The sequence below is a fragment of the Massilia sp. GCM10023247 genome (assembly GCF_042653325.1).
GTDB lineage: Bacteria > Pseudomonadota > Gammaproteobacteria > Burkholderiales > Burkholderiaceae_D > Telluria.
In genome coordinates this window covers 1-24,653 of sequence record NZ_JBHSIB010000021.1, presented here as the reverse complement: position 1 = coordinate 24,653, position 24,653 = coordinate 1, and the positions used below count along the sequence as shown (strand labels likewise).

20 protein-coding genes are annotated in these 24,653 nt (G+C 67.6%); 9 read left to right on the top strand and 11 right to left on the bottom strand.

Features of this window, described 5'->3' with window-relative positions; all coding sequences use genetic code 11:
* The first annotated feature begins 72 nt into the window (after positions 1–72).
* Positions 73–915, top strand: a complete 843-nt coding sequence (locus tag ACFPAH_RS16240; protein WP_379747351.1) for a transporter — start codon at positions 73–75, stop codon at positions 913–915.
* A gap of 235 nt (positions 916–1,150) precedes the next feature.
* On the top strand, positions 1,151–3,346 hold the full coding sequence (locus tag ACFPAH_RS16235; RefSeq protein ID WP_379747349.1) for a family 10 glycosylhydrolase: 2,196 nt from the start codon (positions 1,151–1,153) through the stop codon (positions 3,344–3,346).
* A 188-nt stretch (positions 3,347–3,534) separates the two neighbouring features.
* On the opposite strand, the gene ppc is transcribed toward ACFPAH_RS16235, so the two are convergent.
* On the bottom strand, positions 3,535–6,381 hold the full coding sequence (gene ppc, locus ACFPAH_RS16230) for a phosphoenolpyruvate carboxylase (RefSeq protein WP_379747347.1): 2,847 nt from the start codon (positions 6,379–6,381) through the stop codon (positions 3,535–3,537).
* Positions 6,382–6,548: 167 nt separating this feature from the next.
* Here ppc and hemC point away from each other — a divergent pair, with 167 nt between their 5' ends.
* From hemC to ppa, 5 genes are all read left to right on the top strand, one after another.
* Positions 6,549–7,544 (top strand): hydroxymethylbilane synthase, encoded by a 996-nt coding sequence (gene hemC / locus ACFPAH_RS16225; RefSeq protein WP_379747345.1) that lies wholly within the window; start codon positions 6,549–6,551, stop codon positions 7,542–7,544.
* A complete protein-coding gene (locus ACFPAH_RS16220) occupies positions 7,534–8,316 on the top strand; it encodes a uroporphyrinogen-III synthase (RefSeq protein WP_379747343.1) in 783 nt (260 codons plus the stop codon). Before hemC ends, ACFPAH_RS16220 begins: the two co-directional genes overlap by 11 nt.
* A complete protein-coding gene (locus ACFPAH_RS16215; RefSeq protein ID WP_379747341.1) occupies positions 8,313–9,473 on the top strand; it encodes a uroporphyrinogen-III C-methyltransferase in 1,161 nt (386 codons plus the stop codon). The genes ACFPAH_RS16220 and ACFPAH_RS16215 overlap by 4 nt, the downstream gene beginning before the upstream one ends.
* Before the next feature lie 3 nt (positions 9,474–9,476).
* A complete protein-coding gene (locus ACFPAH_RS16210) occupies positions 9,477–10,673 on the top strand; it encodes a heme biosynthesis protein HemY (RefSeq protein WP_379747339.1) in 1,197 nt (398 codons plus the stop codon).
* Between the two features lie 334 nt (positions 10,674–11,007).
* The gene (ppa, locus tag ACFPAH_RS16205) at positions 11,008–11,544 is read left to right on the top strand and encodes an inorganic diphosphatase (protein ID WP_379747337.1); all 537 of its coding nucleotides are present in this window, start codon (positions 11,008–11,010) and stop codon (positions 11,542–11,544) included.
* 120 nt (positions 11,545–11,664) lie between these two features.
* Here the strand turns inward: ppa and ACFPAH_RS16200 are convergent, their stop codons facing one another.
* The 10 genes from ACFPAH_RS16200 to ACFPAH_RS16155 form a co-directional block, all read right to left on the bottom strand.
* On the bottom strand, positions 11,665–13,086 hold the full coding sequence (locus ACFPAH_RS16200) for a PA domain-containing protein (protein ID WP_379747335.1): 1,422 nt from the start codon (positions 13,084–13,086) through the stop codon (positions 11,665–11,667).
* Positions 13,079–13,510 (bottom strand): post-PEP-CTERM-1 domain-containing protein, encoded by a 432-nt coding sequence (locus ACFPAH_RS16195; protein WP_379747333.1) that lies wholly within the window; start codon positions 13,508–13,510, stop codon positions 13,079–13,081. The genes ACFPAH_RS16200 and ACFPAH_RS16195 overlap by 8 nt, the downstream gene beginning before the upstream one ends.
* 66 nt (positions 13,511–13,576) lie before the next feature.
* The gene (locus ACFPAH_RS16190) at positions 13,577–14,236 is read right to left on the bottom strand and encodes a choice-of-anchor J domain-containing protein (protein WP_379747331.1); all 660 of its coding nucleotides are present in this window, start codon (positions 14,234–14,236) and stop codon (positions 13,577–13,579) included.
* Between the two features lie 343 nt (positions 14,237–14,579).
* Positions 14,580–15,668 carry a branched-chain amino acid ABC transporter permease gene (locus tag ACFPAH_RS16185; protein WP_379747329.1) on the bottom strand — a complete coding sequence of 363 codons (1,089 nt, stop codon included), beginning with the start codon at positions 15,666–15,668 and terminating at the stop codon, positions 14,580–14,582.
* A gap of 2 nt (positions 15,669–15,670) precedes the next feature.
* Positions 15,671–16,735, bottom strand: coding sequence for a branched-chain amino acid ABC transporter permease (locus ACFPAH_RS16180; RefSeq protein WP_379747327.1), 1,065 nt, complete (start codon positions 16,733–16,735; stop codon positions 15,671–15,673).
* 8 nt (positions 16,736–16,743) lie between these two features.
* Positions 16,744–17,484, bottom strand: coding sequence for an ABC transporter ATP-binding protein (locus ACFPAH_RS16175; protein WP_379747325.1), 741 nt, complete (start codon positions 17,482–17,484; stop codon positions 16,744–16,746).
* Positions 17,477–18,268, bottom strand: coding sequence for an ABC transporter ATP-binding protein (locus ACFPAH_RS16170; RefSeq protein ID WP_379747323.1), 792 nt, complete (start codon positions 18,266–18,268; stop codon positions 17,477–17,479). The genes ACFPAH_RS16175 and ACFPAH_RS16170 overlap by 8 nt, the downstream gene beginning before the upstream one ends.
* 1 nt (position 18,269) lies before the next feature.
* A complete protein-coding gene (locus tag ACFPAH_RS16165; protein ID WP_379747321.1) occupies positions 18,270–19,481 on the bottom strand; it encodes a substrate-binding domain-containing protein in 1,212 nt (403 codons plus the stop codon).
* 23 nt (positions 19,482–19,504) lie between these two features.
* Positions 19,505–20,377, bottom strand: a complete 873-nt coding sequence (locus tag ACFPAH_RS16160) for an alpha/beta fold hydrolase (protein ID WP_379747319.1) — start codon at positions 20,375–20,377, stop codon at positions 19,505–19,507.
* Positions 20,378–20,520: 143 nt separating this feature from the next.
* Positions 20,521–22,806, bottom strand: a complete 2,286-nt coding sequence (locus tag ACFPAH_RS16155) for a TonB-dependent receptor (protein ID WP_379747317.1) — start codon at positions 22,804–22,806, stop codon at positions 20,521–20,523.
* A 282-nt stretch (positions 22,807–23,088) separates the two neighbouring features.
* Between ACFPAH_RS16155 and ACFPAH_RS16150 the strand changes: the two genes are divergently transcribed.
* Positions 23,089–23,982: a LysR family transcriptional regulator gene (locus tag ACFPAH_RS16150; protein WP_379747315.1), complete on the top strand. Its 894-nt coding sequence runs from the start codon at positions 23,089–23,091 to the stop codon at positions 23,980–23,982.
* An 8-nt stretch (positions 23,983–23,990) separates the two neighbouring features.
* On the top strand, positions 23,991–24,539 hold the full coding sequence (locus tag ACFPAH_RS16145) for a GNAT family N-acetyltransferase (RefSeq protein ID WP_379747313.1): 549 nt from the start codon (positions 23,991–23,993) through the stop codon (positions 24,537–24,539).
* Positions 24,540–24,653: the final 114 nt, after the last annotated feature.

Sequence of the window (24,653 nt, the reverse complement as noted above, 5' to 3'; positions counted from 1 at the left end):
GGTAGCAAATGTATGATGGTCCAAAACACGGCGGAGTTGCCCTCCGGCCGGATCGATGCCCTGGAGCCTGGAATGTCACGAATGACTGTCAACAATCCGACCTGCATGCCGCTGGCTCGCCCGGCGATGGCGCTGCTGATGGCACTGGCCTGCAGCGCGGCGCACGCCCAGGAACAAGCCGCCGAACGGCAGGAGCCGATTTCGGCCGACCGGCCCGATTTCGTCGAGTCCAGCGAAGTCATCGGCAAGGGCAGGGTGCAGATCGAAACGAGTTTCCTGACCGAGCGCGAACGCAACGGCGAGGAACGCCAGCGCAGCCTTTCGATGCCGACCATGCTGCGGGTCGGCCTGTCCGAGGCGCTCGAGCTGCGCATCGAGAGCGACGGCCGCACCGTGCAGCACACGACGCAGCAGGCCACGGGCGAGCGCGCGACGACGGCCGGGTATGCGGACACCGCCTTCGGCCTCCTGTGGCACGCCGCCGACGCGCGCGGCATGCGGCCATCGGTCGGTGTGATCGCGAGCGCCGAGCTGCCGACGGGCTCGAGGCGGCTGCGCGGGGAGGGCGTGCGTCCTTCGCTGCGCGTCATCGGCGAATGGGACTTGCCCGGCGAGATGGGCCTGGGCCTGATGCCCGGTATCGGCGTCGAGCGCAGCGAGGAAACCGGGCGCTATACCTACGGCATCTTCGGCGCCGTGCTGGAGAAGGAGTTCAATCCGCGCCTGCGCGGCCTGGTGCAGCTTGCCATGCCGCAGATCGCGCGCAGCCGCCACGGCGGCACCGAGGCCAGCGTGGGCGTCGGTGCGGCCTACCTCATCTCGAACGACTGCCAGGTCGACACCCTGTTTTCGCGCGGCCTGAACCACCGCACGCCCTACGCAAGCTGGACCGTCGGCCTGTCGTTCCGGCTCTGAGCCGCCCGCCCGCCAGCTTCGAGCGCGGGCCGCGACGGTCCGCGTCCCCTCATGTATTCCAGTTATGCGACACAGCCGCAATTTCATTTGTTGCGCCAATTTCTCGCGCGTAACCTCTTGAAAAGATGGCAATGCTACAGCGAGGAGACGCGCTGGCACGGCCACAGGCGCGTCACGTGGAAGCACCTCGGGGAGCACCCCGTGCGCTCACCTCAACCTGCAAAAAGAAGACGACATGAAAAAACTTTTGCTCGCCGCGGCAGTCGGAGTGCTGGCCGCTTCCCTGTCCCACATCCCTGCCGATGCCCAGACCGTGGCGCCGAAGCGCGAAATGCGCGGGGTCTGGATCAGCACCCACCTGAGCCTCGACTGGCCGAATCGCCTGCAGACGCCGGAGCAGCAGCGCGCGGCGCTGATCGGCATCCTCGACCACAACAAGGCGACCGGCATGAACGCCGCCTTCCTGCAGGTGCGCAGCCAGTCCGACGCCATGTACCCGAGCGACCTGGAACCGTGGTCCTACTACCTGACGAATAACCAGGGCAGCGCACCGAGCCCGGCCTGGGACCCGCTGCAGTTCGCGATCGACGAGTCCAGGCAGCGCGGCATGGAATTCCACGCCTGGATCAATCCCTACCGCGCGGTGGCCACCGCGACCAGCGCCGGCAATACCGCCCAGTACGCAGCCAACCACGTCTCGCGCACCCATCCGGAATGGATGCTCACCGTCGGCAACGTCATCATCCTCAATCCAGGCCTGGCCGCGGTGCGCGAGCACGTCACGAACGTGATCATGGACATCGTCAACCGCTACGACGTCGACGGCATCCATTTCGACGACTATTTCTACCCGAGCGGCACCATCAACGACGATGCGGCCTACGCTGCGGACCCGCGCGGCTTCCCGGCCACCGCGGCCGGCCGTGCCGACTGGCGGCGCGATAACATCAACCTGCTGATCGCGGGCGTCAACGAGCGCATCCGTGCCGCGAAACCCTGGGTCAAGTTCGGCGTCTCGCCCTCGGGCATCTACCGCAGCAGCACCGACCCCGCGGTGGGTTCGCCGACCTCAAGCGGCGCCAACCAGCACTACCTCAGCAATTTCGCCGACACCCGCCGCTGGCTGCAGGAGGGCTGGGTCGACTACCTGGCGCCGCAGGTCTACTGGTACATCGGCCAGGCGGGTTCCGATTACAAGCTCCTGGTGCCATGGTGGAACGAAAACACGTTTGGCCGCCACATGTATATCGGCATCGCCGACTACAAGATGAACACGGCAGGCTGGACCGACCCGAAACAGGTCGCCAACCAGATCGCACTGAACCGTAGCCAGGGCAAGATCGGCGGGCAGGTCCATTTCCGCCACGCCTCCCTGGCCGCGAACCCGCTGAATTACCGCACCGACCTGCAGCAGAACGTCTACAACCGCCCGGCACTGATCCCGCCGATGCCGTGGAAGGACACGCTGGCGCCGAGTGCGCCGGGCGCGCTGGCGGCCTCCGCCGGCGAGAACGCGGTGGTGCTCGCGTGGGCGCCGGCGCCTGATGCGCGCGACGAGATGGAGAAGGTGCGCCGCTTCGCCGTCTACCGCTCGGAGGCGCGCGAGATCGACATCGAGGCCGGCGAGAACCTGGTCGGTGTGACCGAGGCTGCGACCAACGCCTTCGCCGACACCAAGGCCCAGGCCGGCAAGTATTACTACTACGCCGTGACCGCCCTGAACCGCCTGAGCCACGAGAGTGCGATCTCGAATGTCGTGACCAACGACTTCGAGGCGCCGCAGGTGCGCACGCGCGACGTCTCGGTGACGCTCGCGGGCGGGACCGCCGGCATCCAGCCGGCCGACCTCGACGGCGGCTCGAGCGACAACTGGGGCATCGAATCGCTCAGCGCATCGGCGAGCAGCTTCAGTTGCGGCGACATCGGCGCCAGGCAGGTGACGCTCACCGCGGTCGACAAGGCCGGGCTGAGCGCCACCGGCACCGCGACCGTGAATGTGCTGGGCCGCATCCCGCAGCCGACGGTCGCGGTCAGCCGCGCGGATGGCACCCCGACCGGGGCGCCCGACAATGCGATCGTGCTCGGGTATGGCGCGCAAAGCCTGACGCTTACCGCAGCCGATGCCGCTGCCGGCACCAGCTTCGCGTGGACCCCGGCCGCCGGCTTGTCGGCCTCGGGCGCCGTGGCCAATTTCGCGCCGACCGGCCCGGGCACCTTTGCCTTCACGGCCCAGGCGATCAGCGAAAACGGCTGCCCGGCGGTGGCGACCGTGACGGTGCCGGTGATCGACGCGCGCTGCGGCGACGGCAAGGTGGCGGTCTGCACCAAGCCGGGCGGCGACAACGCAAACGGCGGCACCGTGTGCGTGGCGCCGGCTGCCGTGCCGGCCTTCCTGCGCAAGGGGGAGACGCTGGGGAGCTGCGCGCAATAATCCAGGCGGCGTCGCGTAGGGTGGGCGGCTCCACCCTGCACGTTGCGCGCCAAGACGTGTGCGCCGCCCACGCGTTCAACCACCCTGTGATCTGCCGCGGCGGTTCTACCGGACGTCGAACGCGTGGACGGCGCATGCGGTACGTGAATGCATCCTCCCGGGTGGAGCCGTCCACCCTATATCCCTGATCACCCGGTGTTGCGCAGTCCCGCCGCCACCCCGTTGATCGACAGGTGAATCCCGCGGTGCACGCGCGGGTCCATTTCGCCGCCTTCCTGGCGCGACATCGCCCGGTGCCGGTGGATCAGCTCGACCTGCAAGTGGTTCAGCGGGTCGAGATAGGCGAAGCGGTTCTGGATCGAGCGCGCCAGCAGCGGGTTGCCCGCCAGGCGTTCGGTGGCGCCGGTGATCGCTTCGAGCCGGCGCAGGGTTTCGCCGTGCTCGGCCGCGATACGCTTGAAGATGCGCTCGCGCAGGGCGACGTCGGGCACCAGCGAGGCATAGCGCGAGGCGATCGCCAGGTCGGTCTTGGCCAGCACCATGTCCATGTTCGACAGCAGGGTGGCGAAGAAGGGCCATTCGCGGAACATGCGCTGCAGCAGCGCGAGCTTCTGGCCGTCGGCGTCGCCTTCCAGCCACCCGGCGACGGCCGAGCCGAAGCCGTACCAGCCCGGCAGCAGCAGGCGGCACTGGCCCCAGGAAAAGCCCCAGGGGATGGCGCGCAGGTCTTCGATGCGGCGCGTCTTCTTGCGCGAGGCCGGGCGCGAGCCGAGGTTCAGTTCCGCGATCTCGGCGATCGGCGTGGCGGCAAAGAAGTAGTCGGTAAAGCCCGGCGTCTCGTAGACCAGGTCGCGGTAGGCGGCGTAGGCGCGGTTCGACAGGTCCGCCATTACGGACTCGAAGGCGGCCAGCTGCCCGGCCCGTTCGCCTTCGGCGGCATGCGGCATCAGGCTCGCCTCGAGGGTGGCGGCGACCAGCAGTTCGAGGTTGCGCCGGCCGATCTCGGGATTCGAAAACTTCGAGGCGATGATCTCGCCCTGTTCGGTCAGGCGGATCTGGCCGTTGACGGTGCCCGGCGGCTGCGCCAGGATCGCCTGGTAGCTGGGGCCGCCGCCGCGGCCGACGGTGCCGCCGCGGCCGTGGAACAGGCGCAGGCGCACGCCGGCGCGCTCGAACACCTCGACCAGCTTCAGTTCGGCCTGGTACAGCTCCCAGTTCGAGGTGAGGAAGCCGCCGTCCTTGTTCGAATCCGAGTAGCCCAGCATGACCTCCTGCAGCCGGCCCTGGTTGTGGATCAGGCGCGACACCAGCGGAATGGCCATCCAGGCATCCATGATGGCGGCGGCGCGCTGCAGGTCGGGGATGGTTTCGAACAGCGGGATGACCATCACGTCGGACACGCCCCTGGCCGGGTGCAGCAGGCCGGCTTCCTTTTGCAGGAGCAGCACTTCGAGCATGTCCGAGAGCGCCTCGGTGTGCGAGATGATGTAGTTGCGGATCGCGCGGGCGCCGTAGCGTTCGCGGATCTCGCGCGCGGCGCGCACGATCGCCAGTTCCGACTGGGTCTCTTCCGAGTAGCCCTGGTACGGCGAATACAGGAGGCGCGGTTGCGCCAGTTCGGCCAGCAGCAGCTTGACCTTGGCCTCCTCGGAGAGGGCCGCGTAGTCGGCTTCGACCTGGGCCTTTTCGAACAGCTCGGCCAGCACGCGCTCGTGCACGTCCGAGGTCTGGCGCATGTCGAGCGAGGCGAGGTGGAAACCGAAGATGCGGGCGGCGCGCATCAGGCCGGCCAGGCGCGGCGTGATCAGCATCGCGCCGTGGTTCAGGTTCAGCGAATCGGCCAGCACCTGCAGGTCGGCCGCGAATTCGGCGGCGTCGCGGTAGGGCGCGGCGTGGCCGACTTCCTTGCGCAGGATGTTGGTGGCGCCGAGCTCGCGCGCGGTGCTTGCCAGGCGCGCATACATGCCGATCAGCGCGCGCCGGTAGGGCTCGTCCGTGCGGTGGTCGGATATGTCGGTCGAGCGCTCGGCCAGCGCCTGCAAGGCGGGCGTGATGTCGACCATCAGGGTCGAGGTCGACAGCTCGGCGCCGAGCGCGTGGGTTTCTTCGAGGTAGAAGTCGAGGATGGTCGTGGCGTGGCGCATCACGGCATGGCGCATGGTGTCGGCGTTCACGTTCGGGTTGCCGTCGCGGTCGCCGCCGATCCAGCTGCCCATCTGCACATAGGCGGCGTCGCCCAGTTGCGCCGGGGCGCCGCGGTACTGGACGCCGATCTCGTCTTCGATGTCGTCGTACAGCGCGGGCAGCTCGCGCAGGAAGGTGATGCGGTAGTAGGACAGGGCGTTTTCGATCTCGTCGGCCACGGTCAGCTTGGTATAGCGCAGCATGCGCGTCTGCCACAGGGTGGCGATGCGGGCGTTCATCAGCTGCAGGTTGCGCACCTGCTCCTTCGGCGTCATCGGCAAATCGCGCTCGGCCAGCAGGCGGGCGATGTCGTGCTCGGCATCGAGGATGCTTTTCCTCTGCACCTCGGTCGGGTGGGCGGTGAGCACCGGCGCGATCAGGGCATTGCGGAAGAAGGACTCGACCGTCTTCTGGTCGACCCCGGCGCTGCGCAGCTTGCCCAGCGCGTAGCCGACGCTGCCCTCGCGCGGGCGCGAGCCGGCCAGCAGGTGGGCGCGGCGGCGGCGGTTGTGGTGCTGGTCTTCGGCGATGTTGGCCAGGTGCGAAAAATAGGAGAAGGCGCGCACCACCGAGATGGTCTGGTTGCGCGTGAGCTTGTGCAGCAGGGTGTCGAGCTCCTTGCCGGCTTCGGGATCGGCGTCGCGCCGGAAGCGCACCGCCGTCTGGCGGATGGTCTCGACGACATCGAACACGGCGTCGCCTTCCTGGTCGCGCAGCACGTCGCCGAGCAGGCGGCCGAGCAGGCGGATATCTTCTTTCAGCGGGGCGTCCTTGTCGGGCGTGGCGGGGGTTCCGGCGGGGATGCTAACGGCGGGATCAGCAGGGGTGTCTAGTGCGGCAATTTTGTCCATGTCGGCCATTGTTACTCGATTGTCAGGTACACCAAATGGGGCGTGGCCATCGACCACGTTCGGGAGGTGGCCCCCATGCTAAAATTTGTGATCTTATGCAAGAGCCGTGTCTGCCGCCGCCGGGTGGGCGCAACGACAGTGAAACAAACCGTTTTGAAAGCAAAGACATGACGCAGCAGGCGCAGGCGCAGTTGCCAAACCACGAACACATGCCGTCGAAACTGATTATCGCATCGCGCGAGAGCCGCCTGGCCATGTGGCAGGCGGAGCACGTGCGCGACCGTCTCGCCGCATTATATCCAGATTGCCAAATCAGCATCCTCGGGATGACGACGCGTGGCGACCAGATCCTCGACCGCACGCTGTCGAAGGTGGGCGGCAAGGGCCTGTTCGTGAAGGAGCTCGAGGTGGCCATGGCCGAAGGCCGCGCCGACCTCGCCGTGCATTCGCTCAAGGACGTGCCGATGGACCTGCCGGAAGGTTTCCAGCTGGCGGCCGTGCTCGAGCGCGAGGATCCGCGCGACGCCTTCGTCTCGAACGATTACGCGTCGCTCGACGAGCTGCCTGCCGGCGCCGTGGTCGGCACCAGCAGCCTGCGCCGCCAGTCGCTGGTGGCGGCGCGCTATCCGCACCTGGTGATCCAGCCGCTGCGCGGCAACCTCGATACCCGCCTGGGCAAGCTCGACCGCGGGGAATATGCGGCCATCATCCTGGCCGCGGCCGGCCTGAAGCGGCTGGGCCTGCCGCAGCGCATCCGCAGCCTGCTCGAGCCGGAACTGTCGCTGCCGGCGGCGGGGCAGGGCGCGATGGCGATCGAGGTTGCCTCGGGCGAGCGCAGCGACGGCGTCGACCTGATGGCCGTGCTGGCGCCGCTGAACCACCGCGCCACCGAGCAGGCCGTGCTGGCCGAGCGCAAGGTGTCGAAGATCTTCGGCGGCAGCTGCCAGATCCCGCTGGCCGCGCATGCGGTCGTGCACGGCGACGCGATGCACCTGCGCGCGATGGTGGCCACGCCGGACGGCAAGCGCAGCGCCTTCGCCGAACTCAGCGGTCCTGCGATCCAGCCCGAACTGCTGGGCGAGCAGGTCTCGGCCCTGCTGGAACAGCAGGACGCACAGGCGATCCTCGCCGTTTGCCGCCAGGACGCCGCCCTTGAAACCTGAAGGCGTCGTCATCACTCGTCCGCGCGCCCAGGCCGAAGGCCTGGCGCGCGCCGTGGCCGCCATCGGGCGCCGGCCGGTGATCCTGCCGCTGCTCGAGATCGCGCCGCTCGAGGACAGCTCGGGGCTGCGCGCGGCCCTGGCCGACCTGGAGCGCTATGCGCTGGTGGCCTTCGTGTCGCCGAACGCCATCGATGCCGCCTTTGCCCATCGGGCGGACTGGCCGCCGGGGTGGCAGCAAAAGGTGCCGCTGGCGGTGCTCGGCGAAGGCAGCCGCGCCGCCCTCGCGCGCCATGGCGTGACCGAGGCCAACGCCACCATCCTCGGCCCGCTCGACCCGACCCGCAGCGACTCCGAACACCTGCTGGCGGCGCTCGACCTGGCGGCGCTGGCCGGCAAGCGGGTGCTGATCGTGCGCGGCGAGTCCGGACGCGAACTGATGGCCGAGAGCTTCCGGGCCGCCGGAGCCGAGGTGACCCTGGTGCCGGCCTACCGGCGCAGCGTGCCGCGCCTGGACGCGCAACTGGCGGCCCAGCTGCGCACCCTGGTGGAGACGCCGAACGACTGGATCATTACCAGTTCCGAGGCGCTGCGCGGCCTGTTTTCCCTGCTCGATGAGCTCGATCCCGGCTTTGTCAGCCGAATGCGGGGCCAGCACCTTATCGTGCCCCATGCCCGAATCGCCGCGGTCGCGGCCGAACTCGGGGTCACCCGCGTGACCCTCACCGGCTCAGGCGACGACCGTTTGCTTGCCGCGTTACAATCACAAGAATGAACGAACTGCCGAATCATCCAGAGCTGCCGCAAAGCCAGCCACCCTCGCAGCCGCCTGGCTTGCCGCCTCCCGCGTCCCAGGCGCCGGACTACGAACACTATCGCACGCGTGCGCCGGAGCGCAGGGCGGGCCCCGGGCTGGCCGAGCAGCTGACGCGTCCGCTGCCGCTGGCCGTGATCGTCCTGGCGCTGCTGCTGGCCGCCCAGACCTGGTCGAGCCATAGCCGCATCAATACGCTGCGCAAGGAAATGGCGATCAGCCTGCAGAAAGGCAACCAGGTGAATGCCGAAACGGCGTCGCTGGCACGCGACGTCGCCGAACAGTCGAAGGCGCTGCAGCTGAAAGTGGGCGTGCTGGAAAGCCGCCAGCTCGAAAACCAGAGCCAGCAGCTCGCGCTCGAGCAGCTCTACCAGGACCTGTCGAAGAGCCGCGACGAATGGGCGCTGTCGGAAGTCGAGCAGGTGCTCTCGACCGCGAGCCAGCAACTGCAGTTGGCAGGCAATGTGCAGGGCGCCCTGATTGCGCTGCAGAATGCCGACCGTTCGCTGTCGCGCTCGGACAAGCCGCAGTTCATCTCGGTGCGCCGCGCGATCGCCAGCGACATGGAAAAACTCAAGGCCATGCCCTCGGTGGACCTGGCCGGCGTCGCCTTGCGCCTCGACAGCGTGATCTCCCAGGTCGACACCTTGCCGCTGCTGTCGGACGAGAAGCCCTTGCTGCCCGCCGCACCGGTGCCCGCCGGGCGCGGCCGGACCGAGACGCCCGCCGCCCCGCTCGGCATCGGCGAGCGCGTGCTCGCGACCTGGCGCAACTGGAGCGCCGAGATGTGGAACGACGTGCGCCAGTTGATCCGGGTGCGCAGCGTGAACACACCCGAAGCGCTGATGCTCTCGCCCGACCAGAATTATTTCGTGCGCGAGAACCTGAAACTGCGCCTGCTGAACGCCCGCCTGGCGCTGCTGTCGCGCGACGAAACCACTTTCGCCGCCGATCTTGCCGCCGCCCAGGAAACGCTGAACAAGTACTTCGACACGCGTGCGCGCACGACCCAGCAGGCACTGACGGTGCTGCGCCAGGTCCGCGGCAACAACCTGGCGATCGAGATGCCGACGCTGGCCGACAGCCTGACGGCGGTCCGCAATTACAAGAAGCCTTAAGCCATGCGTCTACTTCTCTGGTTAGTCGCCCTGATGGCCGCGGCCATCGGCATCGCCGTGACGGCGCGCTTCAATCCGGGCAATGTGGTGCTGTTCTACCCGCCGCACCGGATCGACATGTCGCTCAACCTGTTCGTGGTGCTGCTGGCGCTGCTGTTCCTGATGCTCTACGGCCTGGCACGCGCGATCGTCTCGACGCTGCGCATGCCCGACCGTGTCGCCGCCTACCGCCTGCGCAAGCGCGAGCGCGAAGGCAACAAGGGTCTGCGCGACGCGCTCAAGGCCCTGCTCGAGGGCCGCTTCGGCCACGCCGAAAAGGCGGCGATGCGCGCCGCCGAGCTGCCGGAAAACACCGGCCTGGCGGCCCTGATCGGCGCCCGCGCGGCGCACCGCATGCGCGAACCGGCCCGGCGCGACGCCTGGCTGGCCGGCATCGCCCACGACAACGGCCTCAAGACCGCGCGCCTGATGACGGTGATCGAACTGCTGGTCGACGACCACCAGCCGGAAGCGGCGCTCGAAGCCGTGGCCGAACTGAACGCCAGCGGCCAGCGCCACATCCACGCCCTGCAATGGTCGATGAAGGCCAACCAGCAGGCGCGCAACTGGCCGGAAGTGCTGCGCCTGGTGCGCATCCTGGACAAGCGCAAGGCCTTGCACCCGGCATTGTCGAGCCGCCTGCGCGAGCTCGCCTACGAGGCGCTGCTGTCGGAAGAGGGGCGCGACCCCGAGGCGATCCGGCGCGTCTGGGCCGGCGTGCCGGCCGCGGACCGCACCAAGCCGTATATCGCGGCGCGCGCGGCGGCGGCCTTCAATGCCAGCGGCTTGCAGGACGAAGCGCGCGTGATCGCCGAGGAGGCCTTGCGCACCGGCTGGGACGAGCGCGTCATCCGTGCCTACGGCGATGCCGCCGGCCCGGCCGGCTCGCCGACCCTGCTGGCCCAGATCGAACATTGCGAAACCTGGCTGCGCGACCGTCCGAACGACCCCGGCCTGGCGTTCACGCTCGGTTCCCTCTGCCTGCGCCAGAAGCTGTGGGGCAAGGCGCAACGCTATCTCGAACGGGCACTGTCGGACGCGGTCGATTCGTCCATGGTGCGCGACGTGCACCTGAAACTGGCCCAGCTGCACGAGGCGCTGGGGCAGGACGAGCAGGCGGCGGGGCATTACCGGCAGAGCGCGCTGGCGAACATGCTGTAGGGCGGCCGGCGATGCCCGGCGGCCCATGCACGCAGCCTGGGCGCCGCCCACGCGTTCAACGCACGCGTGCATGGCGCATCGCATAAACGGCATCGCGCCGTGCATGCAGCGCAGCGCCTGGGTGCCGGCACTGGTCGGACGCGTGGAGTAACGCGGGCTCAATGCCCGCGGAACGCGATGCAGGCGCCGGCGTCGCGTCGGTTCATACGCCCGGGTAGAGCGCTCCCGGACCGCTGTGACCGATCCGCACAGCAAGCTGCTGCGCTGCACAAGCGTTTCCCGATTCGATATAATGCTTTCCTTTATTGAATCTTCAGCAACCAAGGATTAACCCATGAGCTTGAACAACGTCCCCGCCGGCCGCGACGTGCCGAACGACTTCAACGTCATCATCGAAATCCCGATGAACGCCGATCCGATCAAGTACGAAGTCGACAAGGACACCGGTGCGATCTTCGTCGATCGCTTCATGGGTACCGCAATGCACTATCCGTGCAATTACGGCTATGTGCCGCAAACCCTGTCCGACGACGGCGATCCATGCGACGTGCTGGTGATCACCCCGTTCCCGCTGATCCCGGGCGTGGTCGTGCGTTGCCGCGCGATCGGCATGCTGAAGATGACCGACGAAGCCGGCGGCGACGCCAAGATCCTGGCCGTGCCTGTCGACAAGATCCTGCCGATCTACAGCCATTGGCAAAAGCCGGAAGACCTGCAGGACCTGCGCCTGCAGCAGATCCAGCACTTCTTCGAGCACTACAAGGACCTCGAAAAGGGCAAGTGGGTCAAGATCGAAGGCTGGGTCGGCCCGGACGAAGCCAAGGCGGAAATCGTTGGCGGCGTGCAGAAATACAAGGAACAGCAGAAGTAATCAGCCTGCTCGCGCAAGCGCGAAAGGCCCGGCACCCTTGGGGTAGCCGGGCCTTTTTTTCGCCCTGGCGGGCACGGCCGCTTGCCGGTAGCGCTTAGCAACTGCGCCGGGCAGCGTCGCTTACCAGCCAATATCCTGCAATAGCGGATAGGTCAGGTCGCGCGGCGGCGTGACCGTGTGCGTCAGGTCCGAGTTGATCGACGGCTCCATCAGCTGGTTCGGCTTGGCTTCGGTGGTGTAGTGCGATACCGAGGAGCCCGGCGCAACGGTCGTCGGCGTGTACATCAGGATGCGGCGGCGCGGGTCGGTGCCGGCCAGCCGGGTCGGGTCGATGCCGAGGCTGGCGACGACGCCGGAGCGGGTGCGCGAGCGCGCCTGCAGGGCAGTGCGCAGCGTGACGCCGGCCTCCTGGGTCACGCGTACCGACGGTATGGTAATGCTCGGGTCGCTGCCGCTCATGCCGGTCGGCTCGCCCGGTGCGTTGTCGGCCACGACCATGCCGATCGCGCCGGCCGCCTGGACGTTGCGTGCCTTGTCGACGAACGGACACTCGCCGCGCGATACCAGCGCAACGTTGCCGCGCACCGCCAGCGCATTGGTGTCGCTCAAGGGAGCGCAGGCCAGGCCGGTGCCGTCCTGCTGTTCGACGACCGGCATGAGCTGGCCGGTGACGGGGGTGGGACCGAGCGGTGGGCCGAAGGAGGCGTCGCCGACATTGTAGTCGCCGGCGGCGCTCCCGGCGGCGCTGCCGCTGATCGAGAGGCGCGAGCGTGGATCGAGCACCTGGGGCACGGCGGCGGTGACGACCGGGCCGTTCCAGGAGAGGCGGTCCCCGCTGATCGAGGAGGCCGCGCGCTGGGCGTCCGTCATGTTGACCCAGAGCTGTTCGGTACGGTTGTCGACGAGGAAATAATCCCAGATCGAAGGAATGCCCTGGATTTCGGCACCCGTCTCGTTGTCCGTGAAGGTCTGGAAGCCGAGGCCGTGCGCCATCTCGTGCAGCAGCACGGTGACGAGGTCGATGGCGGGGCCCGCATTGTTGTCCAGGCCGAGATAGAAACCGGATCCGGGCAGGCAATTCGGGAACAGGCCGAGGCGCGAATTGAAGCGCGCGATGATATGCGGCTCGCCCGGCGTGGCGACATCGGTACCGGCCAGCTTGCTCGCCAGCGCGGACGGATACCAGGTGTTGGGACGCGGCGCGTTGGTGAAGTCGGACCAGATCTCGTTGGCGCCGGCCGAGCCGAGCACGGCGCTGTTCTCGGTGCACGACAAGGGCACGAAGGAGGCGCCGATGCGGATCGGCACGTTGCTGGTCAGGGTTGCGCCCCAGATGTTGGCCGCGTACTGGAAGGCGTTCAGGCGCTGTTGGCCGAGGGTGGTGCCGGTGTTGCCGCCCACGGGCGCGACCGGGGTGGGGTCGTTGAAGCCGATGCCCGGGGCGTTCTGGTTGACGATGATGATGGTTGCCGCCTGCGTGCCCGCAACGGCAATGCAGGAGAGGGCAAGGGCGGCGATGACGCGCAGCGGTGATTTACTCATGGCGATGTCCTTCGTTGTGCGGGGCGGGAGCGGCGGCGGGTGCGCCGGCGTTGACGGCCTGGTCGGCGGCCGCTGCGCCATGGACGCACTGCTCGGCAAGCTTGCCGTCGGCGCCGCGCGTGACCACCGAATACACGAGGCCGCGCTCGCCGAGGCGGACCTGGCGGCTGCCGCCCGGATGGGTGATCAGCGCCGGCTGCTGCGGCGCGCTCATGCGTGAGCTCGTCGACGGCGGCGCCAGCGCCCGGATCTCGGCCGGAGTCGGCGCACGCAGCTGGCCGCTCTGGGCGTCGCGCACGACGACCATGCCCTGCTGCTGCTGCTGCGGTTGCTGCGGCGCCTGCTGCTGGGCCCCGGCCGGCGGCGGCAGGGCGGCCCAAAGTGCGGCGCAGGGCAAGACGGCAAGGAATTTTTTATGTGACATGGTGGGGTTCTCCGGTAACGCGTCAATTCGGCTTCAATTCGGCTTCAGTTCGCCTTCAGCTCGGCTTCAGTTCGGCGATTTGCGGCGCGCGAAGCCCAGCGCGCCCAGGCCGAGGAACAGCATCGCGTACAGCGAAGGTTCTGGCACTGCGGTGACTACTCGGACCGTGTCCAGGCCGATGTAGTTCAGGGTGTCGGCAGCGCCGACGTAGCGGAAGGCGAAGCGGCCCTGGCCTTCGACGTTCAGGTTGCCGCTCCACTGGGTCCAGTCGGCCGGGTAGCCGCCTGCGCCGCCGATCGTGCCGAGCAGGGTGGTGAAGCCGGCGGTGTCGCCGCTGCTGCCGGAGGCGAAGCGCACCTCCAGCACATCGTTGAAGCCGGCCAGTTCTTCGTGGCGGGTCCAGAACGACAGGTTGGTGAGGCCGGTCAGCGAGAGCACCGGGCTGATCAGCCAGTTGTCGACCATGCCGAAGCCGCCTTCGCTGCCGAGGAAGCTGGCGGCGGCGTAGGAATTGGCGGCGCCCGATTGCGCCTGGAAGATGCCCGGATTGCCCTGGAACCAGGTGTTGCCGGCCGGGGTACTGTTATTGGTAAAGATCCAGCCGGGCAGGGCGGGGACGTTGTCGAAACCTTCGTCCAGCACCTCGACGGACGCGCTGGCGGCGCCCGGCGCGAGGATGGCCAGCGCGAGCGCGCCGGCCGAAACACACGACTTGAGAGTTTTCATGGATGAGCTTTCATGCGGAGCCAGATGGATGGCGTTCCACTCGCGCTGGCTTTCACGAGGCCATGGTTGAGTTCATCATATGAGCTGAACGGTAACGAACCTTGATATCGATTCAATGTGCGCGGCAACTCGGCGGTATGGAGAAATGTCTAAGCTGAGTACGGGGCGCGCGGGACGGCGCCGGCCCGCGGACGACGCGGGATGCCCGGGCGAGGCCCGGACCAGGCCGGCAGGACGGGGATGGTGCTGGGGGAGCGGGCTGGGAAACTGCGGCGGGCCGCAGGGCAGGACGCCTGCGAAAGGGGAAGCACGCGGGCAGCAGCGCCGCCCGCGTCATGGCGGATCAGCGCCGGGCAAGAACGCTGCGCTGGCGCAGCTTGCCGACGATCCCGACCGGGAAGAAATAAATCGACAGGATGAACAGCACGCCCAGCCACAGCATCCAGCGGTCCGGGTGCAGGGCGGCGGCCAGCACCGGCACGCCTTCCAGTGCGCCCGACGCATCCGCCATCCGGTCCTTCAGGTAGTTCTGGGCCAGGATGAAGAGCGCTGCGCCGACGACGGCGCCATACATCGTGCCCATGCCGCCGATCACGACGATCAGGAGGATGTCGGTCATCACCTCGAAGCCGAGCGAGGTCTTGGGGCCGACATAGCGCAGCCACAGGGCCATCAGGGCGCCGGCCAGCACGGCGACGAGCGCGGCGAGGCAATTGGCCCAGATGCGGTACACCACGGTGCGGTAGCCGAGCGCCTCGGCGCGGAACTCGTTCTCGCGGATCGCCTGCAGCACGCGTCCGAAAGGCGAATTGACGAGGCGCAGCAGGAACAGGAACAGCAGCAGGCAGCCGAAGAACACCAGGTAGTAGGTCAGCAGCTTGCCGTCGATCGAGCGCCCGAATACCTCGTTTTCCATCAGCGTGAAGCCGGGCGTGAGCACTTCCGGCACGCTGAAGGTCTTGCCGTCTTCGCCGCCGGTCAGGTCCGACAGCTGCGAGGCCAGCACGGCGAACGACGAGGCCACGGCAAGCGTGATCATGGCGTAGAAGATGGCCCGCACGCGCAGTGCGAACAGGCCGACGACGAAGGCCAGGGCAAGCGCGAGCAGCAGGGCCAGGCCGAGCCCGCTCAAGGCGGCGCTCCAGGTCGGCTCGTCGACCGATGCCAGGCCCAGGCCGATGCCGTAGGCGCCGATCCCGTAGAACATCGTGTGCGCGAAGGAGACGATGCCGGTGTAGCCGAGCAGCAGGTCGTAGGACGCCACCAGCACGATGTAGATGCAGATGGTGGCCGCCGTGTTGAGCGGACGCGAGCCGGACACCAGGAAGGGGGCGAAGGCCAGCCCGAAGAAGACCAGCAGCAGCACCAGGCTCAGGGCGCGGCTGCGCGGCAGGTCGCCGGAAAGAAGACGTGATGCGAATCGATGCGTCATGGTCAGCCCCGCACTTTCGAATACAGCCCGGCCGGGCGCCACAGCAGGATCGCGATCATCAGGACGATGTTCGACACCAGTGCGAATTTCGGCGCGAGGAAGCCGGCGTAGTTGGCCACCAGCGCCATCAGCAGGGCGCCGATGAAGCAGCCGCCGACCGAGCCCAGGCCGCCGATGATGATGACGATGAAGATCGTCACCATCATCTCGCCGCCCATGGCCGCGGTCAGGGTTTCCTTGTACAGGCCCCACATCACGCCGCCCAGGCCCGCCAGGGCGGAGCCGGCCGCGAACACGGCGACGAACAGGCGGCGGATGCGGTAGCCCAGGCTTTCCACCATCTCGCCGTTTTCGACGCCGGCGCGGATGAGCAAACCGATCTTGGTACGGTTCAAGGTCAGGAACATCACGGCGAACACCACCAGGCCGACCACGACCGCCACCAGCCGGTATTTTTCGATGGCGGCGTCGCCCAGGAAGATCGCGCCGCGCAGGGAGGCCGGCAGCGGCAGCGGGATCGTTTCCGCGCCCCAGATCACGTGGATCAGCTGCTCGGCGACGATCATGCCGCCCATCGTGATCAGGATCTGCTTCAGGTGCTGGCCGTACACCGGCATGACGATGACGCGCTCGAAGGCCCAGCCGAGCAAGGCCGTCACGAGCATCGCCACCGTCACCGCCAGCGCCAGCACGCCCAGGTTGACCGCCAGCGAATCGACTTCGAGCCAGCCCTGCATCGGCAGCAGCACCAGGGTGGCGGCGAAGGCGCCGACCGAGACGAAGGCGCCGTGGCCGAAGTTCAGCACGTCCATCAGGCCGAAGATGAGCGTCAGCCCGCTGGCCATGATGAAGATCATCATGCCCATGGCCAGGCCGGCGACGGTCAGGGTGACCCAGGTGGGCAAGTCGCCGACCAGGGGCAGCATCAGCAGCGCCAGCGCGGGCACCAGCAGCAGCGGCGCCAGGTCGCGCGGCACGCTCGGCAAGGGCGCATCGGCTTGCGGCGCGGCGGGCTGTGCATGCGCCGCCTTGGATGCGGCGGCAATCGGGGGAAGGGTTGCACTCATGGTGATTCCTATTGGTGGGAGTCGAGCGACAGGCCGAGCAGGCGCTGCTGCAGCGCCTCGTCTTCGGCCAGGGCCGCCATGCTGCCGGCGTGGGCCACGCGGCCGTCGTCCATCACGCTGACGGTGTCGCCCAGCGAGCGGACGAAATTGAAGTTCTGCTCGACCAGCAGGATCGTGGTCTCGCGTTCTTTCAGTTCGCGGAAGGCGGCGATCAGGCTGTGCACGATGGCCGGGGCCAGGCCCTTGGTCGGCTCGTCCACCAGCAAGAGCTTCCTGGGCTCGACGATCGCGCGGGCGATCGCCACCATCTGCTTCTGGCCGCCGGAGAGGTTGCCGGCCGGGTAGTTCCAGAATTTCTTCAAGGCCGGGAAGAAGCCGAAGATCCACTCGACGCGCGCCGGATCCATCGGACCGCCCGTCGCCGCCAGGTGCAGGTTCTCGCGCACGGTCAGGTTGGAAAAGACCGCCATGCTTTCCGGGACGTAGGCGATCCCGAGGCGCGCGATGTCGGGCGTGGACAGCTTCGTGATGTCGCGGCCGTCGAAGACTATGCTGCCGGCGCTGGCGCGCCACAGTCCCATGATGGTGCGCAGGGTGGTGGTCTTGCCGGCGCCGTTACGGCCCAGCAGCACCGACAGCCCGCCGCGCGGCACGGCCAGGTCGCCCCCGTGCAGGATGTGGTACTGGCCGATGTGGGTGTGCACGCCCGAGAGCGTGAGCAGCGGCTCGCTGGCCCCGGTGTTATGCATGTTCGGTTTCGGGTGTTCCAAGATAGGCTTCCTGTACGATCTTCGATTGCATGACCTCGTGCGGAATGCCGTCCGCGACCAGGGTGCCGTTGTGCAGCACGATGATGCGGTCGGCCAGCTGGCGCACCACGTCCATCTTGTGCTCGACCAGCAGCACGGTTTTGTTCGCTTCGCGCTTCACGGCGTGGATCAGGTCGAGCACGACCGGCACCTCGTCCACGCTCATGCCGGCGGTCGGCTCGTCGAACATCAATATGTCGGGTTCGAGCGCCAGCAGGATCGCCACTTCCAGCTTGCGCTGGTCGCCGTGCGAGAGCGAACCGACGCGGGCCTCGCGCTTCGCAAGCATCGCCACCCGCTCGAGGTAATGCTCGGCGCGGGCAATCAGTTCCTTGTGGCCGAACCAGACCGAGAACATGTTCATCCCGACGCCGGCCCGGCTCTGCACCGCCAGGCGCACGTTTTCCATCACCGACAGGTTCGGGAATAAATTCGTCAGCTGGAACGCGCGGCCGATCCCGAGGCGGGTGCGCCGCGCCGCGCCGTGGCGCGTGATGTCCTCGCCGTTCAGGGACACGGTGCCCGAGGTCGCGGGCAGCTGGCCCGAGACCAGGTTGAAATAGGTGGTCTTGCCGGCCCCGTTGGGGCCGACGATCACGGTCAGCGTGCCGGGGTAGAAGTCCGCCGTCACCGCGTTGACCGCGACGTGGCCGCCGAAGCGGATCGTCAGGTCGCGCGTGGACAGCGACGGCTGCCGGGCGGTGTGGTCGGTTGCCGCCACCATGTCAGCGCTTGTTCTTCACCGGCAGCGGCATCTCGGCGGCCGGGATTTCGCGCACCAGTTCCAGCAGGTCCCATTCGTCCTTCTGGTCCTTCTTGATGCGGAAGTGGTACATCGACTGGATCGCCTGGTGGTCCTCCTTGCGGAAGCTCATCGGGCCTTTCGGCGTCTCGAAGCGCATGCCTTCCATGGCCGCGACCAGCTTTTCGCTGTTGGCGTCCGGGACTTTCGAGAGCGCGTTGAAGACGGCGCTGGCGGCCGCGAAACCGCCGGCGGTGAACATGTCGGGCGGCGCCTTGAAGCGCTTGCGGTGTTCGGCCACCAGCCAGTCGTTCATCTTGTTCTTCGGGAAGGCGTAGTAGTAATAGATCGTTCCTTCGGTGCCGGCATAGCTCTTCCAGGTCTTCATCACCGGCAGGATGTTGCCGCCCGGGGCCAGCGCAATGCCGTAGCGCTCCGGCTTCATGTCGGCGATCTTGTTCATCGGGTTCGGGCCGGCCCAGACGATGCCCAGCACGCGCGGCTGCGGCTTGTCGCGCAGGGCGTTGAACAGGCGCTGGGTCGGGGCGGTGAAATCGGTCGAGGTGGCCGGCGCGTATTCCTCGTGCACGACTTTCGCCTTGCTGCCGGTGGCGGCCAGCGCTTCCTTGCCGGCCTTGATGGCGTCGCGCCCGAATGCATAATCCTGGGCCAGGAAGGCGACGCTGCCGCCCTTGAGCGTGGTGGCGGCGGCCATCGCGTCCTGCATCGAGCTGCGCGCGGTGCGGAAGATGTACTTGTTCCACTTCTCGGCGGTGATCGCGTCGGCCACGGCCGGCTCGATGATCAGCACCTTCTTGTATTCCTTGGCCACCGGCAGCATCGCGATCGCCGAACCGGACGAGGTGGTGCCGACGGCGATGGCGACCTTGTCGTCGCCATAGGCTTCGGCCAGCAGGGTGCGGCCGAGGTCGGGCTTGCTCTGGTCGTCCTTGACGATCACCTTCAGCTTGCGCCCATTGATCTCCATCGTGCCGCCGGTGAGGTATTCGAGGCCCATCATGAAGCCGGTCTCGGTTTCCTTGGCATAGGTCTCGAGCGGGCCGGTCTTGCCGGCGATGAGGGCGATCTTGAGGTCCGGGCCGGCGGCCAGCGCGAGCGGCGCGGCGGTTGCGGCGAAGGCGGCCAGGACGGCTGCGAAGACCGGCCGGACTGCGGGTTTGACGAGATGGTGCATGCTGTCTCCTGTGATTCTGGTTTTTATGGAAGCCGCGCGAGGAACTGGCGGATCGCGTCCAGGGCTTCCGGTTCGGTGAGCATCGGCGCGTGACCGACGTTCGGCACTTCGGTGTACTCCAGCGTGGGGGCGGCGCGCCGCATCCATGCCGCCTGCTCGGGCTCGACCAGGTCGGACAGGGCGCCGCGCACCAGCAGCACCGGGCGCTTGTGCGCCAGGCGCTTGAAGGCGAGGCGCGCCGCCAGCGAGGTCGGCTTTAGTTTACCCGTCTGCAATGCTATTGCAATACTCGGGTCGTAGCGCAGTGCCAGCATGCCCGATTCGTCCGCCGCGAAGGCGCGCTGGGCCCACTTGCCCCACTCCTCGTCGGAGTTGGCGGGGAAGGCACAGGCGTTGATGTCCTTCAGGTAGTCGGCGGCGTCCTCCCAGGAGGACAGGGTGTTGCAGCGGCCGGCGTAGCCGGCGATGCGCGCCAGCCCTTTGGTCGACAGGACCGGGCCGACGTCGTTCAGGATGGCGCCGGCGATCAGGTCGAGGTTGCGCACGGCCAGCGTCATCGTGACCAGGCCGCCCATCGAGGTGCCGATGAAGACGGCGCGGGCGATGCCCAGGTCATGGAGCAGCTTGACGACGTCGCCGGCGTACACCACCGGGTTGTAGTTGTTCGGGTTCGGGTCGCGCGCCGAGTGGCCGCGGCCGCGCACATCGGGTGCCAGCACGCGCCGGCCGAGGCGGGCGATCTCGGGCGCCAGCTCGTCGAAATCGGCGGAGTTGCGCGTCAGCCCGTGCAGGCAGACCACGGGCAGCCGCGCCGGCCCTGCGGCCGCCGCATAGTCCCGTGCGTACAGCGCCAGCCCGTCGGTGCTTTGGAAGCTGATTGGTGTGAAGTTGGACACGCTGGCAAATCCTGTTGTTCTCGGAATGGGGAGGGAAGGGCGTGCGAAGCCGCGCCGCGGCGGCGGCGGGGTTCGCACCCTTGGTACGAGCACGGCTCGTCGAGCCGGGCCAGGCAGATCCTATGCCTGGCCCGGCCGGCGCATCAGAAGCGGTATTCGAGCGTTGCCGATACCGTGCGCGGGTTGCCGTAGAAGGCCGTCAGCGTGCCCTCGTTGCCCAGGGTCGGGAACAGGTAGCCGGCGGTCTTGTAGCGCTCGTCGCTCAGGTTCTTGCCGTGGATGCCGGCGCGGATCTTGCCGTCGGCGCGGGTCCAGACGATGCTCGCGTCATACAGCTTGTACGATTCCTGGTCCAGCAGCGACACGGTCTCGAACTGGTTGGTGGCGCCCTTGTAGGAGACGCTGCCGATCAGCGAGATCTTGCCGTTGTGGCCCATGATCGGGGCGGCGATGTCGTAGTTGGCGCGCAGGTTGGCCGAGTTTTTCGGCGTGTTCTGGAACACGCGCTGGCTGGCCACGTTGACGCCGGCGACGATGTACTCCTTGTACTCGGCATCGATGTAGCTGTACATGCCGGCCAGGGTGAAGTCGCGCGTCAGGTTGGCCACCGTTTCGAACTCGAAGCCGCGGATCTTGGCCTTGCCGGCGTTGGTCGTGACGCCGGCGAAACTGTCGTCCTTGCCATCGCCGTTGGTGTCGATCGCCACCGAACCGGGAATCTGCACGTCCTGGTAGTCGCTGTGGAACAGGGCGGTGTTGGTGGTGATGCGGCCGCCGTTGAACGACGACTTCAGGCCCAGTTCGACCGTCTCGATGGTTTCCGGGCTGTAGCCCTGGCGTGCCTGTGCCAGCGGGATGCGGGTGCCGACGATGTTCAGGCGCGGATCGAAGCCGCCGCCCTTGAAGCCTTCGGCATACGAGGCGTAGACGTTGTGGTCGGCGTTGAGCTTGTAGTTGACGGCGATGCGCGGGGTGAACTTCTTGTCTTCGCGTTCCAGGCCGCTGCGCAGGTCGGTGTCGGTACGGAACGGGATGGCGCCGGCATTGCCCATTTCCGGGGTGCCGTTCGCGCCCAGGAAGATCTGGCGGTAGATCGCCGCGGTGCGCTTGTCGACCGTGTAGCGGCCGCCCAGCGACAGCGAGAAGGCGTCGCTGAAGTTGTAGCTGCCGTCGATGTAGGCGGCCCAGGCCTTGGTGCCGATGTCGCCGCTGGTGAAGGTCGAGGTCGGGACCGCGCCGGCCAGGATGGTGTCGAACTTGTTGTAGGCCTGGGCGTCGATGTAGTAGACGCCGGCCACGCCCTGTATCCTGTCGTCGGTATAGGTCAGGTTGAATTCCTGGCTGAACTGTTCGTTCTTGTACAGGGCCGGCACTTCCATGTCGACGACCGGCAGCGAGTCGAAGTCGATCGGCGCCCAGGACTTGTCCTTGCGGCTGGCGGTGATCGATTTCACGGTGAACTGGTTGTTGATGTTGTACTCGACCAGGGCCGAGACGCCGTGCGCGGTCACTTCCTGCTCGTGGCCCATTGCCTTGGTCAGGTTGGCGCGGGTGTCGTAGACGTTCGACAGGATCGGCGCGCTGCTGGTGCGGCCGACGATCAGGCGGTGGCCGTTCTTCGGGTTCGAATCGTCCTGGGTGGCGTCGCCGGCGATACGGATGAAGAGGTCGGGGGTCGGGGTGAACTCGGCCGACAGGCGCAGCGCCGTGGTGTCCTTGTCGTAGTTGTCGGCGCCCGTGTAGAGGTTCTTGCCGAAGCCGTCGCGCTTGAAGCGGGCCACGGTGCCGCCGATGCGCATGGTGTCCGAGACCGGGGTGCTGGCGGTGGCCACGCCTTCGAGCTGGCCGTAGTTGCCGACCGTGGTGCGCAGGCGCACATCGGGCTTGGAGGCGAGCTTGCGGGTGACGTACTTGACGGCGCCGCCGATGGTGTTGCGGCCGTACAGCGTGCCTTGCGGGCCGCGCAGCACTTCGATGCGCTCGACGTCGTAGATGTCGGCCACGGCGGCCTGCGGGCGGGCCAGGTAGATGTCGTCGATATAGATGCCGACGCCGGACTCGAAGCCCGCCAGCGGATCGGCCTGGCCGACGCCGCGGATGAAGGCGGTCAGCGTGGAGTTGGTGGCGCGCGAGGCCTTGAGGGTCGTGTTCGGCAGGGCCAGGGCCAGCGCGGTCACGTCGGGCACGCCCTGTTTCGAGAGCTGGTCGGCGCTGAAGGCGGTCACGGAGACCGGCACGTCCTGCAGCGTTTCTTCGCGGCGGCGCGCGGTCACGACGACCTTCTGGACGCCGCCCGCGGTGTCGCCCTCGGGCGCCGGGGCGCCCGTGCTGTCCTGGGCATGGGCGGATCCCAGTGCACCGCTCGACAGGGCGAGCAGGGCGACGGCGGAACGGTTGAGCAGCTTCATTTTTTTCTTCGTCAGGCGCATCTATGTCTCCTAATTTTTGGGATGGCTCATGCAATCACGCATGTGATCAAACTCGCACGCCAAGCAGTGTGCCCCTGTTCGGTCTGGCTGAAAAGGCAACAGCGCGCCAACCGCTTGTGCATTTATGCACGGACCGCTGCACCGCCGTGGGAAGGGGCGCATGCAGGGAGGATCGTGCAGATGCACAATTTGTGTGCCCTCAAACATGCATACGGGAATTGATTGCGGGAGGAATGTGCACTGGTGCACAATATGGCATCTTGATATCAAACAAGTGCGCCGATGAACACCTTGCCTGAGTGGACAGACCTCCGATTCTTCCTCGAGCTGGCGCGCGCCGGCACCCTGTCCGGCGCCTCGCGCCGCCTCGACGTCGAGCACACGACGGTGGCGCGCCGGATCGACCGGCTGGAGAAGGAACTCGGCTCGACCTTGTTCGACCGTTCGCGCGAAGGCTACGAGCTGACCGAAATGGGCTTGGCGCTGCTGCCGCACGCGGAAGCGATGGAGGGCGCGGCGCTGGCCGCGGCCGAGCAGCTCAGCGGAGCCGAGGTGGCGGCCCACGGCGTCGTGCGCCTCGGCGTGCCGGAAGTGTTCGGCGTGAAGGTGGTGGCGCCGCTGCTGGTCGACCTGCTCGAGGCCAACCCCGACCTGACCATCGACCTGCTGGCGCTGCCGCGCTTCGCGAATCTCGCCAATCGCGAGGCCGATCTCGGCGTGATGCTCGATCCGCCTACGACCGGCCGCTACATGGTCACCCGCCTGGCCTCGTTCCGCTTCTACCTGTACGCCTCGCGCGCCTACCTGGCCAAGCATCCGCCGATCCGGCACCAGTCGGACCTCTCCCAGCATTATTTTGTCGACTACGTGCAGGACCGGCTGGCCAGCCGCGAGCTGTCCTACCTGGACGAACTCGGCTTCACGCCGCGCCGGCGCCTGTGCTGCTCGGGCATGACCGGCCAGATCGAAGCGGCGTCGCTGGGCATGGGACTGGTGATGGCGCCGCCCTATGCGGTGCCGAACGACGGCAGCCTGGTGCAGGTGCTGCCTTCGTTCCATGCCGAGCGCTCGTTCTGGCTGGCCGCGCCCACCGACCTGTACCGCCTGCGCAGGGTGAAGGTGGTGTGGAACCTGTTGCGCGAGTATGCGGACAGCCAGCCCTCGCTGTTCGTGTAGGAAGCCTGATGACCGGCCTCGCCGTCCGCCCCTATGCAGCGTCCGACCGCGAGGCGGTGAATCGGATCGCACGCGCCGCTTTCGCCGAATACGCGGGCGCGTACGAGGACTGGCCTTCCTTCATCGAAGGCATCGGGCAGATGGCCGCCCTGGCCGCCGGCGGCGACTTGCTGGTCGCCACGCACGACGGTGAGCTGGCGGGCGCCGTGGTCCACGTCGGCCCGGGCCGGCCGCGCAGCCCGGTCTTTCCGGAGGAATGGTCGGTGATCCGCATGCTCGTCGTCGCGCCCGGCCAACGCGGCCTGGGCATCGGCGGGCAACTGGTCGCCGCCTGCCTCGACTGCGCGCGCCGCGCCGATGCGCCGGCGGTCGGCCTGCACACCAGCCCCCTCATGGCCTCGGCGCTGCGGCTCTACACGGCGATCGGGTTCCGGCGCGACGGCGACCTGCCGCCGATCAGGGGCGTGCCCTACGGGCGCTACGTGCTGCGGGCGGAGCAATTCGATGAGGCCATCGCGCAGCTTGGCGTAGGGTGGACTCCCGAGTCCACGCGTTAACGATGCGTCAACGCGGCGCATGCTTCACGCGTGGAGTCGGGACTGTTCAGCACAGGGACATAGGTAACACCTGGCTAGGGACATAGGTAACACATGTGGTTTCATTCTAGCCGG

Coding starts and splice junctions, on each gene's coding strand:
- ACFPAH_RS16240 (WP_379747351.1), top strand. CDS start 73: ATGTCACGAATGACTGTCAACAATCCGACCTGCATGCCGCTGGCTCGC.
- ACFPAH_RS16235 (WP_379747349.1), top strand. CDS start 1,151: ATGAAAAAACTTTTGCTCGCCGCGGCAGTCGGAGTGCTGGCCGCTTCC.
- ppc (WP_379747347.1), bottom strand. CDS start 6,381: ATGGACAAAATTGCCGCACTAGACACCCCTGCTGATCCCGCCGTTAGC.
- hemC (WP_379747345.1), top strand. CDS start 6,549: ATGACGCAGCAGGCGCAGGCGCAGTTGCCAAACCACGAACACATGCCG.
- ACFPAH_RS16215 (WP_379747341.1), top strand. CDS start 8,313: ATGAACGAACTGCCGAATCATCCAGAGCTGCCGCAAAGCCAGCCACCC.
- ACFPAH_RS16210 (WP_379747339.1), top strand. CDS start 9,477: ATGCGTCTACTTCTCTGGTTAGTCGCCCTGATGGCCGCGGCCATCGGC.
- ppa (WP_379747337.1), top strand. CDS start 11,008: ATGAGCTTGAACAACGTCCCCGCCGGCCGCGACGTGCCGAACGACTTC.
- ACFPAH_RS16200 (WP_379747335.1), bottom strand. CDS start 13,086: ATGAGTAAATCACCGCTGCGCGTCATCGCCGCCCTTGCCCTCTCCTGC.
- ACFPAH_RS16195 (WP_379747333.1), bottom strand. CDS start 13,510: ATGTCACATAAAAAATTCCTTGCCGTCTTGCCCTGCGCCGCACTTTGG.
- ACFPAH_RS16190 (WP_379747331.1), bottom strand. CDS start 14,236: ATGAAAACTCTCAAGTCGTGTGTTTCGGCCGGCGCGCTCGCGCTGGCC.
- ACFPAH_RS16185 (WP_379747329.1), bottom strand. CDS start 15,668: ATGACGCATCGATTCGCATCACGTCTTCTTTCCGGCGACCTGCCGCGC.
- ACFPAH_RS16180 (WP_379747327.1), bottom strand. CDS start 16,735: ATGAGTGCAACCCTTCCCCCGATTGCCGCCGCATCCAAGGCGGCGCAT.
- ACFPAH_RS16175 (WP_379747325.1), bottom strand. CDS start 17,484: ATGCATAACACCGGGGCCAGCGAGCCGCTGCTCACGCTCTCGGGCGTG.
- ACFPAH_RS16170 (WP_379747323.1), bottom strand. CDS start 18,268: ATGGTGGCGGCAACCGACCACACCGCCCGGCAGCCGTCGCTGTCCACG.
- ACFPAH_RS16165 (WP_379747321.1), bottom strand. CDS start 19,481: ATGCACCATCTCGTCAAACCCGCAGTCCGGCCGGTCTTCGCAGCCGTC.
- ACFPAH_RS16155 (WP_379747317.1), bottom strand. CDS start 22,806: ATGCGCCTGACGAAGAAAAAAATGAAGCTGCTCAACCGTTCCGCCGTC.
- ACFPAH_RS16150 (WP_379747315.1), top strand. CDS start 23,089: ATGAACACCTTGCCTGAGTGGACAGACCTCCGATTCTTCCTCGAGCTG.
- ACFPAH_RS16145 (WP_379747313.1), top strand. CDS start 23,991: ATGACCGGCCTCGCCGTCCGCCCCTATGCAGCGTCCGACCGCGAGGCG.